This window comes from Kluyvera sp. CHPC 1.2972, from assembly GCF_036759925.1.
Lineage (GTDB): Bacteria > Pseudomonadota > Gammaproteobacteria > Enterobacterales > Enterobacteriaceae > Kluyvera.
Genome location: NZ_JAPKIB010000006.1, coordinates 178,575 through 192,763, shown reverse-complemented (window position 1 = coordinate 192,763; position 14,189 = coordinate 178,575). Strand labels below are relative to the sequence as shown.

At 56.3% G+C, this 14,189-nt stretch carries 12 protein-coding genes; 10 read left to right on the top strand and 2 right to left on the bottom strand.

Annotated features, from left to right (window positions below):
- Nucleotides 1-9: 9 nt before the first annotated feature.
- Nucleotides 10-249: an oxaloacetate decarboxylase subunit gamma gene (locus V6944_RS12425; RefSeq protein ID WP_333499171.1), complete on the bottom strand. Its 240-nt coding sequence runs from the start codon at nt 247-249 to the stop codon at nt 10-12.
- Between the two features lie 159 nt (nt 250-408).
- Nucleotides 409-1,749: a citrate/sodium symporter CitS gene (citS, locus tag V6944_RS12420; protein ID WP_333499170.1), complete on the bottom strand. Its 1,341-nt coding sequence runs from the start codon at nt 1,747-1,749 to the stop codon at nt 409-411.
- A gap of 251 nt (nt 1,750-2,000) precedes the next feature.
- On the opposite strand from citS, the gene citC reads away from it, so the two are divergent.
- From citC to V6944_RS12370, 10 genes are all read left to right on the top strand, one after another.
- Nucleotides 2,001-3,032 (top strand): [citrate (pro-3S)-lyase] ligase, encoded by a 1,032-nt coding sequence (citC, locus tag V6944_RS12415; RefSeq protein WP_333499169.1) that lies wholly within the window; start codon nt 2,001-2,003, stop codon nt 3,030-3,032.
- A 29-nt stretch (nt 3,033-3,061) separates the two neighbouring features.
- Entirely contained in the window at nt 3,062-3,355 is a 294-nt protein-coding gene (gene citD, locus V6944_RS12410; protein ID WP_333499168.1) for a citrate lyase acyl carrier protein, read from the top strand.
- Nucleotides 3,352-4,221: a citrate (pro-3S)-lyase subunit beta gene (gene citE, locus V6944_RS12405; RefSeq protein ID WP_333499167.1), complete on the top strand. Its 870-nt coding sequence runs from the start codon at nt 3,352-3,354 to the stop codon at nt 4,219-4,221. Before citD ends, citE begins: the two co-directional genes overlap by 4 nt.
- Nucleotides 4,222-4,231: 10 nt before the next feature.
- Complete coding sequence (gene citF, locus V6944_RS12400) at nt 4,232-5,752, top strand: citrate lyase subunit alpha (RefSeq protein WP_333499166.1); 1,521 nt, start codon at nt 4,232-4,234, stop codon at nt 5,750-5,752.
- The gene (gene citX, locus V6944_RS12395) at nt 5,752-6,321 is read left to right on the top strand and encodes a citrate lyase holo-[acyl-carrier protein] synthase (protein WP_333499165.1); all 570 of its coding nucleotides are present in this window, start codon (nt 5,752-5,754) and stop codon (nt 6,319-6,321) included. The genes citF and citX overlap by 1 nt, the downstream gene beginning before the upstream one ends.
- On the top strand, nt 6,281-7,189 hold the full coding sequence (gene citG / locus V6944_RS12390) for a triphosphoribosyl-dephospho-CoA synthase CitG (protein ID WP_333499164.1): 909 nt from the start codon (nt 6,281-6,283) through the stop codon (nt 7,187-7,189). The genes citX and citG overlap by 41 nt, the downstream gene beginning before the upstream one ends.
- Before the next feature lie 179 nt (nt 7,190-7,368).
- Entirely contained in the window at nt 7,369-8,190 is an 822-nt protein-coding gene (gene dapB, locus V6944_RS12385; RefSeq protein ID WP_333499163.1) for a 4-hydroxy-tetrahydrodipicolinate reductase, read from the top strand.
- A 455-nt stretch (nt 8,191-8,645) separates the two neighbouring features.
- The gene (gene carA / locus V6944_RS12380) at nt 8,646-9,794 is read left to right on the top strand and encodes a glutamine-hydrolyzing carbamoyl-phosphate synthase small subunit (protein WP_333499162.1); all 1,149 of its coding nucleotides are present in this window, start codon (nt 8,646-8,648) and stop codon (nt 9,792-9,794) included.
- Between the two features lie 18 nt (nt 9,795-9,812).
- The gene (gene carB / locus V6944_RS12375; RefSeq protein WP_333496027.1) at nt 9,813-13,037 is read left to right on the top strand and encodes a carbamoyl-phosphate synthase large subunit; all 3,225 of its coding nucleotides are present in this window, start codon (nt 9,813-9,815) and stop codon (nt 13,035-13,037) included.
- A gap of 221 nt (nt 13,038-13,258) precedes the next feature.
- Entirely contained in the window at nt 13,259-14,134 is an 876-nt protein-coding gene (locus tag V6944_RS12370; RefSeq protein ID WP_333499161.1) for an ROK family protein, read from the top strand.
- Nucleotides 14,135-14,189: the final 55 nt, after the last annotated feature.

Below are 14,189 nucleotides of genomic sequence, written 5' to 3'. Positions count from 1 at the left end.
CTCCGGAACTTAAGCGTTAAGACGGTGATGGTGAATGGCCGCGGCAATCACCGGCTTTAAGCGGGTGAAGTCGTCCACGACGGGCACGGCGCGCGGCGCGGGAGTGGCGGCGGGCTCGGGGAAAAAACGGGCGATGGCGGTGGACATCATGCGGATAGCGAAAATAAGCAGGAACAGAAACGCCAGCACGAATCCCATCCCCATAGACATCAGGGTGAAGCCTTCACCCAGCAGTACGGCAGCAGCCATAAATGATTATCCAGAACAAGGGCACGGCGGTGCCGGTGTTGACCAATGCCTCATGAATCCGGCTAAGGAGTCGTAGAGTGGATTTCCCTCGGCCGCCCCCGGCTCTGGCCTCTACGTTCACTTTGGCATTGGCAACACGAACACCGCCGTGCATATTGATTACACCATCATGCTGAACACGATGCTGGCGATGACCAGCACAATACCGCCGCCCAGACGGGAGGAGATTTGTGCATAGGAGATAAGATTCATACGGTTACAGGCGGAAAGCACTTCCAGGTCGCCGGAACCGCCGCGGTTCGCCATACACAGGCCTGCGGTAATGGACGATTCGATAGGGTAGAAGCCAATCAGCCAGCCGCCAATTGCGGCACCGATAACGGCACCGACCACGATAACCGCCGCAATCACCACGTTCGCAAAGGTCAGCGCATCAATGATTTCCTGCAGGTCGGTATAGCAAACGCCGACACCAACCATCAGCACCCACAGCAGCTGTTTGGAGAAGAAGTCGGAAAGACGTTTAGCACCGGCTTTGATCTCTGGTGAGCACAGGCCAGAGGCGTTCAGAGCCGCGACGATCAGTACCATCCAGGCGAAATAGTGGATAGATACGCCGCCAATGCTGGGCAGGATCTTTTTGGCGACAACGTAAGCCAGCAGGAAGCAGGTGGTGGATAACACCAGGCCAATAGCCGTTTCACGGTGGGTGATCTGGCCCGCTTTTTCATCGTCTTCAGTTTTGAACGAGGCTTTACGTACCAGCTCACCTTCACCGCTAAGCCAGGTGTATTTTTTACCAACGATATCGAGGAATGCAGCAAAGATAATGGCAAAGATATTGGCGATGGTCAGAATGGCGATGGCGGTAGAGTAGTACTCTTCGCGGGAGCGCCCGGTGACGGAATGGTAGATTTCAGACAGCGGTACCGCGCCCGCGCCGTTACCGCCGCCCATAATTGGCAGCACGTACAGCATCATGATGCGGTCAACCGGAATACCGAAGCACAGACCAATGGCGATCCCAAAAAGGGCGGCACCTGCGATCCCGGTCAGAATGGTTGGAATATAGCCGAGCAGTGATTTCAGCAGCAGCTTGCGGTTAACCGACAGAATCGCGCCGGTAATCAGCACCGCAATAAACAGGTTAAGGAAGTTACTCTTATCCATGATGTTGCTAATCGCATCAATCTCTTTCTGCGTGAAAATGCCGGCATAAACAAAGTAGGCGGCAACCAGGAATATCATTACTGGTGCGCCGCCAATATATTTATTAAATATTGGCAGGCGCTTCCCTATTTCGCCAAAAATGGCGCCGATAATAAACATAATGGAAAAGCCGCCAACTAAGTCATCGGGGAGGGCGTTATAAAAGTGTGAAAGTAATAGCGTAATTAAAGCAAACGCGTAAAGCGGTAACGACATGCCGAAGATTTTAAATCCCAGCAGGTCGCGCGCGCCCTTCTTCTCCGCAGCGGGAGTTTGGGTCATGTTAGTCATAAACATCATCCTGTTTATCGTGAGAGGTAACGCCGCGCATATTAATAAATTCAATTCCCGATGAGATGTGATTATGTTCACTGAACGGTGGTGTTTTTTATTAATTTAATTATTTTTATTTTCCTCTTTAATTAAGAACATAAAAACCATAAAGGTAATAAAACTAGCATGGGAAATGTGATTTCTATTCCAGACGAATAGCGTAAACGCTGGCGAAATATGCGGCGTTATTTGCTTACGGACGCAGAATAATGAATCTAACGTTTAAACGTATTTATCCGCAGAAAGATGAAACGCGCCGCCAGGCGGTGGCGAGCTTTCTGAAGCAGGCCGGGCTCTCTCTGGAAGCCGATTGTGAAGTGGTGGTGTGCGCCGAGTGGCAAAACGACATTGTGGGCTGCGGCGCTATCGCTGGCAACGTACTCAAATGCATCGCCGTCTCTCCCATCTTGCAGGGCGAAGGGCTGAGCCTGAAGCTGCTGACCGAACTGCTCACGCTGGCCTATGAACTCAATCGCAGCGAACTGTTTCTGTTTACCAAACCAGAAAATAGCGTGCTGTTTTCCGGCGCGGGTTTCTGGCCCATCGCACAGGCGGGGACGCTGGCGGTGTTGATGGAAAACAGCAGCGAGCGGCTGGCCCGCTTTTGCCGCCAACTGGCGCTCTATCGTCAGCCGGGAAAGACCATTGGCGCCATCGTGATGAACGCCAATCCCTTTACGCTCGGCCATCGCTATCTGATTGAACAAGCGGCGGCGCGCTGTGATTGGCTGCATCTGTTTGTGGTGAAAGAAGACGCCTCGCAGTTTCGTTACACCGACCGCTGGGCGCTGATCGAACAAGGGGTCGGCGGCATCGAGAACCTCACGCTTCACCCTGGTTCCGCCTACCTGATTTCGCGAGCGACCTTCCCAGGCTACTTCCTCAAAGAAAAGGGGGCGGTGGACGGTTGCCACAGCCAGATTGATCTTCAGCTATTTCGCGAACATCTGGCGCCTGCGCTGGGCATTACCCACCGCTTTGTCGGCAACGAGCCGTTCTGCCCTCTGACGCGCGCATACAACCAGCGAATGCACGACATTCTGGGCTCAGCGCACGGTCGCGGCCCGGCAATTGAGGTGGTGGAGCTGGCGCGTATGGAGAAAGGGGGGGCTCCCGTTTCTGCCTCGCGGGTCAGAAAGCTCTACGCCGAACGTGACTGGCGAGCGGTGAGTGCGCTGGTGCCCGCCGGGACGCTGGCTTTTTTACAGCGCCTTGCCGCTGAACAGACTGAAACCGCATGACGTAATACCGTTAACAAGGAACATAACCTATGGAAATCATTAAGGATGCCCTGGCCGGCACGCTGGAATCCAGCGATGTAATGGTCAGGATTGGCCCTTCCTCCGAGCCGGGTATCCGGCTGGAGCTGGAGAGCCTGGTGAAGCAGCAGTTTGGCGCGGCGATTGAAAGCGTAGTTCGCGAAACGCTGGAGAAACTGGGGGTCGAACGTGCGCAGGTCAGCGTCGATGACAAAGGGGCGCTGGAGTGCATTTTGCGGGCCAGGGTACAGGCGGCAGCGCTGCGCGCGGCTGAGCAGACCGACATTCAATGGAGTGCGCTATGAAACCTCGTCGCAGTATGCTGTTTATCCCCGGCGCGAATGCCGCCATGCTGAGTACCTCATTTGTCTACGGCGCCGACGCGGTAATGTTTGACCTGGAAGATGCCGTTTCGCTGCGCGAAAAGGACACCGCTCGTCTGTTGGTACACCACGCCCTACAGCATCCTTTCTATCGAGACGTTGAGAAAGTGGTGCGCATTAACCCGCTAAACACACCGTTTGGCCTGGCCGACCTGGAAGCCGTCGTCCGCGCTGGCGTGGATATTGTCCGTCTGCCAAAAACTGACCGTAAAGAGGATGTGCTTGAGCTGGAAGCCCACGTTGAGCGCATTGAGCGCGAATGCGGGCGTGAAGTAGGCAGCACCAAACTGATGGCGGCGATTGAATCAGCGCTGGGCGTGGTGAACGCGGTGGAGATTGCCACCTCCAGCCCACGCATGGTGGCGATTGCCCTGGCGGCCTTCGATTACGTGATGGATATGGGCACCTGCCGTGGCGACGGCACCGAACTGTTTTACGCGCGCTGCGCCGTGCTGCACGCCGCCCGCGTAGGCGGTATCGCCGCCTATGACGTGGTCTGGTCAGATATCAACAATGAAGAAGGGTTCCTCAAAGAGGTTCAGCTGGCTAAGGGGCTCGGGTTTAACGGCAAATCGCTGGTGAACCCGCGCCAGATTGAGCTGCTGCATCAGGCTTATTCACCGACCTTAAAAGAGGTGGAGCATGCGCGGGAAGTGATTGCCGCAGCCGAAGAGGCGGAGTCCCGAGGCCTTGGCGTCGTGTCGCTGAACGGCAAAATGATCGACGGCCCGATTATCGACCACGCTCGCAAAGTGGTGGCGCTGTCGGCTTCCGGCATTCGTGATTAAGGAGGGAACCATGAAAGAGACAATCAACATGCTGGAACAGCAATACGTCGTGCCGGAAGGATTACAGCCATACCAGGGCGTGACCCACAATAGCCCGTGGCTGGCCTGCGAAAACGAAAAGCGCCAGCGCAAGGTATGCGACTCATTAGAAGAGGCGATTCGTCGCTCCGGGCTTAAAAATGGCATGACCGTGTCCTTCCACCACGCGTTTCGCGGTGGTGATAAAGTCGTCAATATGGTGATGGCGAAGCTCTCGGAAATGGGTTTTCGCGATCTAACGCTCGCCTCCAGTTCCCTGATTGACGCGCACTGGCCGCTTATCGAGCATATTAAAAATGGCGTGATCCGCCAGATCTACACCTCCGGGCTGCGCGGCCAGCTAGGTGAGGAGATCTCCGCCGGGTTGATGGAAAATCCGGTGCAGATCCACTCTCACGGTGGGCGCGTGAAGCTTATCCAGAGCGGTGAACTGAATATCGATGTCGCTTTCCTCGGCGTACCGTGCTGCGATGAGTTCGGCAACGCGAACGGCTTTAGCGGTAAATCGCGCTGCGGCTCGCTGGGCTATGCGCAGGTTGATGCCGAACATGCCAACTGTGTGGTGCTGCTAACGGAAGAGTGGGTGGCATACCCGAACTATCCGGCGAGCATTGCGCAGGATCAGGTGGATTATATTGTTCAGGTCGATGAAGTGGGCGATCCGGCGAAGATCACCGCGGGGGCGATTCGCCTGTCCAGCAACCCACGCGAGCTGCTGATCGCGCGTCAGGCGGCGCAGGTGATTGAACATTCGGGCTATTTTAACGACGGCTTTTCCCTGCAGACCGGTACCGGCGGCGCGTCGCTGGCAGTGACGCGCTTCCTCGAAGATAAAATGCGTCGCCACAATATTACCGCCAGCTTCGGCCTTGGTGGGATCACCGGCACGATGGTGGATCTGCATGAGAAGGGGCTGATCAAAGCGCTGCTCGATACCCAATCCTTTGACGGCGATGCCGCGCGGTCTTTGGCGCAAAACCCTAATCACATTGAGATTTCCACCAACCAGTACGCTAACCCTGGCTCCAAAGGGGCGGCATGCGAACGGCTGAACGTCGTGATGCTCAGCGCGCTGGAAATTGACGTGAACTACAACGTGAACGTGATGACCGGTTCGAACGGCGTGCTGCGCGGCGCGTCCGGCGGGCATAGCGACACGGCGGCTGGGGCCGACCTCACCATTATTACCGCACCGCTGGTGCGCGGGCGCATTCCTTGCGTGGTGGAGAAGGTGCTGACTACCGTCACGCCAGGGGCGAGCGTCGATGTGCTTGTCACCGATCACGGCATCGCGGTGAACCCGGCGCGTCAGGATCTGATTGATAACCTGAAGCAGGCTGGCGTAGCGCTGATGGCCATCGAACAGCTCCAGCAGCGCGCGGAACAACTGACGGGTAAACCGGAACCTATTGCCTTTACCGACCGAATCGTGGCAGTGGTGCGCTATCGCGATGGTTCGGTGATCGACGTGATCCGCCAGGTGAAACACTGATGAACGGCGCAGACCTACTCTCTAGTGGTCAGCCGGTAACGCTGGAAGCGATGCTCCATGCGCGCGATAGCCGCGCGGCGCGTCAGCGTCAGGCGCTGGACTGTTACCGGCTGCCGCTGATCTCATTTTCACTGGTGGCGCCGGGAGCGGTCAAAAACTCCCCCGTGTGGCAGCGCGTTGCGCAGTATGCGCAACGTGAGATGACGGCGGTCTGTCAGCAGAGGGAATGGGTCACCGTCTGGGAAGCGCACACGGATGCGCCGAGCGGCCCGGAATGGATGGCGGCGGTCTGCGCGCCTGCTAAAGCGTTGAAACGACAGCTGGTGTTGCTGGAGCAGCAGCATCCGCTGGGCAGGCTCTGGGATATTGACGTGATTGATAGCGACGGCCGGTCGCTTTCGCGTCGTGAACTGGGGCTACCTGCCCGGCAATGCCTGATTTGTCAGGAGAATGCCCACGTCTGTGCGCGAGGTCGAGTGCACTCTCTCGACCTCTTGTTGGATGAAATTGCACGAAGGATTGATAGCTATGAGCGTGAACGTAGTGACGGAACGGCATACGCCAGTTAGCGTAACGCTGAAAGCCGAAGAGGTTATTGGACTGGTGGCGCGTGCGCTGCTGACTGAAGTGCGGTTAACGCCAAAACCGGGGCTGGTGGATATTCGCAATACCGGTGCCCATCGGGACATGGATCTGGCTGCCTTTGAGCGCAGCACCGCGGCGATTGCGCCGTGGATGGAAAAGTTTTTCATGATGGGAAGCAGCACCGCAAAGCTGGAGCCGCAGATGGTACTGGTGATGATTCGTCCGCTGGGGCTGGCTTGCGAAAATGACATGCTGCAGGCGACCGACGGCGTGAACACGCATCGCGGCGCGATTTTTGCCTTCGGGCTGCTCAGTACGGTGATAGGCCGCCTCGTCGCGCAGGGGGAGTCGCTCTCGCAGCACCATATTTGCGACACCGTGGCGAGCCTGTGCCGGGATATGGTGGCGCGGGAACTGTCGCTGGAGAAAGGCGGTAAGCTCAGCAAGGGAGAACTGCACTTTTTACGTTACGGGCTGGCGGGGGCGCGCGGCGAGGCGGAGAGCGGTTTTCGTACCGTCAGAACGCAGGCGCTGCCCGTTTATCACCGTGTACTTCAGGAGCATGACGATATCAATCTGGCGCTGCTGCAAACGTTATTACATTTGATGGCCTGGAATGACGACACCAATCTGGTTTCCCGCGGTGGGCTGGAAGGGCTCAATTACGTTCAGCAGCAGGCGCAAAAATTATTGTGGCAGGGCGGGGTGCTGGTAGACGGTGGAATTGAAGCGATGCAGCAACTTGATGACGAGCTGATAGCGCGCAACTTAAGCCCAGGTGGTAGCGCGGATTTACTGGCGGTGACCTGGTTTTTAAGTCATTTCCCGGCCGGTCCTTTCTATTCTGAGTAAGTTTCACTTCATTTCCTGCCTATGCTATTGATTCATCCTGCGGGATGAATCATGTCTTTTACTGATATTCCTCTCTGTTTATCATTAAATTCTAATTATGGGCGTTTTCGGCTGGCGACCCTGCAGCGGGCTGGTTACTCTGAAAACGATTTACGCAATTTTAACAAAAGAGAATAGCTATGCATGATGCACAAATCCGCGTCGCCATTGCTGGCGCTGGCGGCCGCATGGGACGGCAGTTAATCCAGGCAACCCTGGCGATGGAAGGGGTTCAATTAGGGGCCGCGCTTGAGCGTGAAGGCTCTTCTTTACTGGGCAGCGATGCCGGTGAACTGGCGGGCGCGGGCAAGTCTGGCGTCACCGTTCAGAGCAGCCTGGAAGCGGTAAAAGATGATTTTGACGTGTTCATCGATTTTACCCGCCCGGAAGGCACGCTGGCGCATCTGGCGTTTTGCCGCCAGCACGGTAAAGGCATGGTCATTGGCACCACCGGCTTTGACGATGCGGGGAAACAGGCCATTCGCGAGGCTTCAGAAGAGATTGCGATCGTTTTCGCGGCCAACTTTAGCGTTGGCGTTAACGTCATGCTCAAGCTGCTGGAGAAAGCGGCAAAGGTAATGGGCGACTATACCGATATCGAAATTATTGAAGCACACCACCGCCACAAAGTGGATGCGCCATCGGGTACGGCGCTGGCAATGGGCGAAGCGATCGCCGGGGCGCTGGATAAAGATTTAAAAGAGTGCGCGGTCTACTCGCGTGAAGGTTATACCGGCGAACGCGTGCCGGGCACCATTGGTTTTGCCACCGTTCGCGCCGGTGACATTGTCGGTGAACACACCGCGATGTTTGCTGATATTGGCGAGCGTGTAGAGATCACGCATAAGGCTTCCAGCCGCATGACGTTTGCCAACGGCGCGGTAAGATCGGCTTTGTGGCTTAAGTCAAAGCAAAATGGTCTTTTTGATATGCGTGATGTGCTGAATTTGAATGAGCTATAAGTATTTATTACCCATCGTGATGTGGTTATTGTAGTCGTAATTACTTGATTACAGAGGGCAATATTTTATTGCCCTTTTATTTTGTCTTTTTTTTATGATTTGTTTATGAAGGGCTTATTTTTAGATGTTATCCTGCTTAAATGTGTTGGTTAAATGTAAATTTTGACCATCTGGTCTACTTTTTTACTCCCTTCAGTGAAATTTAACACTCTTCCTGCTCCGCAAGCGTTTTCTACAATGAGTTAGTTGATCTTTTTGATGGCTATCGCCTTGCTGTCACATCAGTGGCGCAAAATAATAATAAAAATTGTCCTTTAAGGTAGACATTTGCCGAGGCTATCTCTAGAATACCGCCGTTTGCCAGAAATACGTCGGTAAGCAGATTTGCATTGATTTGTGCCATTGTTATGCATTAATATGCAAATAAAGCGAGTAAATATTCTCTGGAGGGTGTTTTGATTAAGTCAGCGCTATTGGTTCTGGAAGACGGAACCCAGTTTTACGGTCGGGCCATCGGGGCAACGGGTTCGGCGGTTGGGGAAGTCGTTTTCAATACTTCAATGACCGGTTATCAAGAAATCCTCACTGATCCTTCCTATTCTCGCCAAATCGTCACCCTTACTTATCCCCATATTGGTAATGTCGGCACCAACGCCGCCGATGAAGAGTCCTCTCAGGTTCACGCTCAGGGTCTGGTTATTCGCGACCTGCCGCTGATTGCCAGCAACTACCGCAACACCGAAGACCTCTCTTCTTACCTCAAGCGCCATAACATTGTGGCGATTGCCGATATCGATACCCGTAAGCTGACGCGACTGCTGCGCGAGAAGGGCGCTCAGAACGGCTGCATCATCGCAGGCGATAACCTGGATGCTACGCTGGCCTTAGAAAAAGCCAAAGCGTTCCCGGGCTTAAATGGGATGGACCTGGCAAAAGAAGTGACCACGGCTGAAGCCTACAGCTGGACGCAGGGTAGCTGGACGCTGGCGGGTGACCTGCCGGAAGCGAAATCCGAAGAAGAGCTGCCGTTCCACGTGGTGGCCTACGACTTTGGCGCGAAGCGCAATATTCTGCGTATGCTGGTTGACCGCGGCTGCCGCCTGACGGTGGTGCCAGCGAAAACCTCCGCCGAAGAAGTTCTGGCGATGAATCCAGACGGCGTGTTCCTGTCTAACGGCCCTGGCGACCCGGCACCGTGCGACTACGCTATCGACGCGATTGAAAAATTCCTCCAGACCGATGTGCCGGTATTTGGCATCTGCCTCGGCCATCAGCTGCTGGCGCTGGCGAGCGGTGCGAAGACCATCAAGATGAAGTTTGGTCACCACGGTGGTAACCACCCGGTGAAAGACATGGATAAGAACGTGGTGATGATCACCGCGCAGAACCACGGTTTTGCGGTGGATGAAGCGTCGATGCCAGCCAACCTGCGCGTGACCCACAAATCTCTGTTCGACGGTACCCTGCAGGGGATTCACCGTACCGATAAACCGGCGTTCAGCTTCCAGGGCCACCCAGAGGCGAGCCCAGGCCCGCACGATGCGGCGCCGCTGTTCGACCACTTTATCGAGCTTATTGAGCAATACCGTCAGTCCGCGAAATAATCAGGAGTAATAAGAGCCATGCCAAAACGTACAGACATAAAAAGTATCCTGATTCTGGGCGCGGGCCCGATTGTTATCGGTCAGGCGTGTGAGTTTGACTACTCCGGTGCCCAGGCGTGTAAAGCGCTGCGCGAAGAGGGCTACCGCGTCATTCTGGTGAACTCCAACCCAGCGACTATCATGACCGACCCGGAAATGGCCGATGCCACCTACATCGAGCCGATTCACTGGGAAGTGGTACGCAAAATCATCGAAAAAGAGCGTCCGGATGCGGTTCTGCCAACAATGGGCGGCCAGACCGCGCTGAACTGCGCGCTGGAACTGGAGCGTCAGGGCGTGCTGGAAGAGTTCGGCGTGACCATGATTGGTGCTACCGCCGACGCGATTGATAAAGCAGAAGACCGCCGCCGTTTCGACGTGGCGATGAAGAAAATCGGCCTCGACACCGCCCGTTCCGGTATCGCGCACACCATGGAAGAAGCGCTGGCAGTTGCTGCTGACGTCGGCTTCCCATGCATCATCCGTCCAAGCTTCACCATGGGCGGCACAGGTGGCGGTATCGCCTACAACCGTGAAGAGTTCGAAGAAATCTGCGAACGCGGCCTGGACCTCTCGCCAACCAACGAGCTGCTGATAGATGAATCACTGATCGGCTGGAAAGAGTACGAGATGGAAGTGGTGCGTGATAAGAACGACAACTGCATCATCGTCTGCTCTATCGAAAACTTCGATGCGATGGGTATCCACACCGGTGACTCCATCACCGTGGCGCCCGCGCAGACCCTGACCGACAAAGAATACCAAATCATGCGTAACGCCTCGATGGCGGTACTGCGTGAAATCGGCGTCGAAACCGGCGGTTCTAACGTCCAGTTCTCGGTGAACCCGAAAGACGGTCGCCTGATTGTTATCGAAATGAACCCGCGCGTATCCCGCTCCTCGGCGCTGGCCTCCAAAGCAACCGGCTTCCCGATTGCGAAAGTGGCGGCCAAGCTGGCAGTGGGTTACACCCTCGACGAACTGATGAACGACATCACCGGCGGCCGTACTCCGGCCTCCTTCGAACCGTCCATCGACTACGTTGTGACGAAGATTCCACGCTTCAACTTTGAGAAGTTTGTCGGCGCGAACGACCGTCTGACCACGCAGATGAAATCTGTTGGTGAAGTGATGGCGATTGGCCGCACGCAGCAGGAATCCCTGCAGAAAGCGCTGCGCGGCCTGGAAGTCGGCGCGACCGGCTTCGACCCGAAAGTGAGCCTCGACGATCCTGAAGCGCTGACCAAAATCCGCCGCGAGCTGAAAGACGCGGGCGCTGAGCGTATCTGGTACATCGCCGATGCCTTCCGCGCGGGCCTCTCCGTCGACGGCGTGTTCAACCTGACCAACATCGACCGCTGGTTCCTGGTACAGATTGAAGAGCTGGTACGTCTGGAAGAGAAAGTGGCGGAAGTGGGCATCAACGGCCTCGACGCTGACTTCCTGTTCCACCTGAAACGCAAAGGCTTTGCCGATGCGCGTCTGGCAAAACTGGCGGGCGTACGCGAAGCGGAAATCCGCAAGCTGCGTGACCAGTACAACCTGCACCCGGTCTACAAGCGTGTGGACACCTGTGCGGCGGAATTCGCCACCGACACCGCTTACATGTACTCCACTTATGAAGAAGAGTGCGAGTCCAACCCGTCCGTTGACCGCGATAAAATCATGGTCCTCGGCGGCGGCCCGAACCGTATCGGTCAGGGGATCGAATTCGACTACTGCTGCGTACACGCCTCACTGGCGCTGCGCGAAGACGGTTACGAGACCATCATGGTCAACTGTAACCCGGAAACCGTCTCTACCGACTACGACACTTCCGACCGTCTGTACTTCGAGCCGGTCACCCTGGAAGACGTGCTGGAAATCGTGCGCATCGAGAAGCCGAAGGGCGTTATCGTGCAGTACGGCGGCCAGACCCCGCTGAAGCTGGCGCGTGAACTGGAAGCCGCAGGCGTACCGGTTATCGGTACCAGCCCGGATGCCATCGACCGTGCGGAAGACCGTGAACGCTTCCAGCATGCGGTTGACCGTCTGAAGCTGAAGCAGCCGGCGAACGCCACCGTGACCGCGATTGAACAAGCGGTTGAGAAGGCGAAAGAGATTGGCTACCCGCTGGTGGTGCGCCCGTCCTACGTACTCGGCGGCCGTGCGATGGAAATCGTCTATGACGAAGTTGACCTTAAGCGCTACTTCCAGACCGCCGTCAGCGTATCCAACGACGCGCCGGTGCTGCTGGACCGCTTCCTGGATGACGCGATTGAAGTCGACGTCGACGCTATCTGCGACGGCGAAATGGTGCTGATTGGCGGCATCATGGAGCACATCGAGCAGGCTGGCGTTCACTCCGGTGACTCCGCGTGTTCCCTGCCAGCCTACACGCTGAGCCAGGAAATTCAGGATGTGATGCGTGAGCAGGTGCAGAAACTGGCCTTCGAACTGCAGGTACGCGGCCTGATGAACGTGCAGTTTGCGGTGAAAGACAACGAAGTCTACCTGATTGAAGTCAACCCACGTGCGGCGCGTACCGTACCGTTCGTCTCCAAAGCAACCGGCGTACCGCTGGCCAAAGTGGCGGCGCGCGTGATGGCAGGGAAAACCCTGACCGAGCAGGGCGTGACCAAAGAGATCATCCCACCGTACTACTCGGTGAAAGAAGTGGTGCTGCCGTTCAACAAATTCCCAGGCGTTGACCCACTGTTAGGGCCAGAAATGCGCTCTACCGGGGAAGTGATGGGCGTGGGCCGTACCTTCGCGGAAGCGTTCGCCAAGGCACAGCTGGGCAGCAACTCCACCATGAAGAAACAGGGCCGTGCGCTGCTCTCCGTTCGCGAAGGCGATAAAGAGCGCGTGGTTGACCTGGCCGCTAAGCTGCTGAAACAGGGCTTCGAGCTGGATGCGACCCACGGTACCGCGATTGTGCTGGGCGAAGCCGGTATCAACCCGCGTCTGGTGAACAAGGTGCATGAAGGTCGTCCGCACATTCAGGACCGTATCAAGAATGGCGAATACACCTACATCATCAACACCACCGCAGGTCGTCAGGCGATTGAAGACTCCAAGCTGATTCGCCGCAGCGCGCTGCAGTACAAAGTGCACTACGACACCACCCTGAACGGCGGTTTCGCGACGGCGATGGCGTTGAATGCGGATGCCAAAGACAAAGTGACTTCCGTCCAGGAAATGCACGCACAGATTAAAAAATAAGTGCGAGCGATAAAATAAAACGCCGGGCAACTGCCCGGCGTTTTTGTTTTTGTAGCCGTCCAGGCAAAGCGCCGCCGGGGTCGGCTCAGCGCTAACCCGCTTCGCCTGGACGGGTTACGGTGGTATTTCTCATGTTGAGAGAACGCACAAGTTTAAGTCCTTATCCTCCCGGCATAATAGCCCTCTTGCTTTCTGTTAACACTCATAACTACGGAATATATATGGCTATTTTGTTATTTGATTGGGGTGGGAGTTCTATTAAATACGGCGTCTGGCATCAGGAAGCTTTAACGGATACGGGGGCAGTAAAAACGCCTGATAGCTGGGAGAAGATGCAGGCCCAGCTGCTGGACATCTGCCGTCAGTACCAGCAGCGCTATGACATTCAGGGCGTGGCCATCAGCGCTCCCGGCAGCGTAGACCCCGCGCGCGGCGTGATTGGCGGCCTCAGCGCTATTCCCTACATCCACCACTTCCCGATTGTCGAGGCGCTGACGGCGCTGCTTGGTCTGCCGGTCAGTATTGAGAACGACGCCAACGCGGCGGGCATTGCCGAAGCAGCGCTCGGGGCAGGGCGCGACGACCGCCATGTGCTGTTTGTGATTGTCGGGTCAGGTGTGGGCGGGGCTATCCTGGAAGATAAAGTGCTGCGCCGTGGCAGCCACGGCTATGCCGGAGAATTTGGTCTGATGACGCTGGAGGGCGGGCAGACGTTCAGCGAACTGGGCACTGCCGTCGCGATGGCGAGGCGCTACGCGCAGCGGATGTCGCTTGAGCTGGATTCGGTTTCCGGGGCCGAGATGTTTCGTCTGGCCGAGCAGGGCGATGAGGTGGCGAAGCAGGAAGTGGCGCAGTTCTATCACTGGATGGCCGTTGGGCTGCTGAATTTGCAGGTCTGTTACGATCCGGATTGTCTGGTGATTGGCGGTGGGATCTCTGCCAGCGATACCATTTTTGCCGGGATCGCCTCTCGCTTAACCGATCTGGTCGCGGAAAAAGATCTCGCGGAATTTATGCCGAAGCTGCTGCTCTGCCAGTACCGCAACGACGCCAATCTTATTGGCGCAGCGGTGAGCTTTGCTCAACAACACGGCTAAAATGCCGCTTCGGAGTGTTCTGGTTTCCCTCTCGCGTTCAGCCCGCTAACCTAAA

What these genes read in the sequence shown, in the direction of transcription:
- V6944_RS12425 (WP_333499171.1), bottom strand. Translation starts at nt 249, where the DNA reads ATGGCTGCTGCCGTACTGCTGGGTGAAGGCTTCACCCTGATGTCTATG.
- citS (WP_333499170.1), bottom strand. Translation starts at nt 1,749, where the DNA reads ATGACTAACATGACCCAAACTCCCGCTGCGGAGAAGAAGGGCGCGCGC.
- citC (WP_333499169.1), top strand. Translation starts at nt 2,001, where the DNA reads ATGAATCTAACGTTTAAACGTATTTATCCGCAGAAAGATGAAACGCGC.
- citD (WP_333499168.1), top strand. Translation starts at nt 3,062, where the DNA reads ATGGAAATCATTAAGGATGCCCTGGCCGGCACGCTGGAATCCAGCGAT.
- citE (WP_333499167.1), top strand. Translation starts at nt 3,352, where the DNA reads ATGAAACCTCGTCGCAGTATGCTGTTTATCCCCGGCGCGAATGCCGCC.
- citF (WP_333499166.1), top strand. Translation starts at nt 4,232, where the DNA reads ATGAAAGAGACAATCAACATGCTGGAACAGCAATACGTCGTGCCGGAA.
- citX (WP_333499165.1), top strand. Translation starts at nt 5,752, where the DNA reads ATGAACGGCGCAGACCTACTCTCTAGTGGTCAGCCGGTAACGCTGGAA.
- citG (WP_333499164.1), top strand. Translation starts at nt 6,281, where the DNA reads ATGAGCGTGAACGTAGTGACGGAACGGCATACGCCAGTTAGCGTAACG.
- dapB (WP_333499163.1), top strand. Translation starts at nt 7,369, where the DNA reads ATGCATGATGCACAAATCCGCGTCGCCATTGCTGGCGCTGGCGGCCGC.
- carB (WP_333496027.1), top strand. Translation starts at nt 9,813, where the DNA reads ATGCCAAAACGTACAGACATAAAAAGTATCCTGATTCTGGGCGCGGGC.
- V6944_RS12370 (WP_333499161.1), top strand. Translation starts at nt 13,259, where the DNA reads ATGGCTATTTTGTTATTTGATTGGGGTGGGAGTTCTATTAAATACGGC.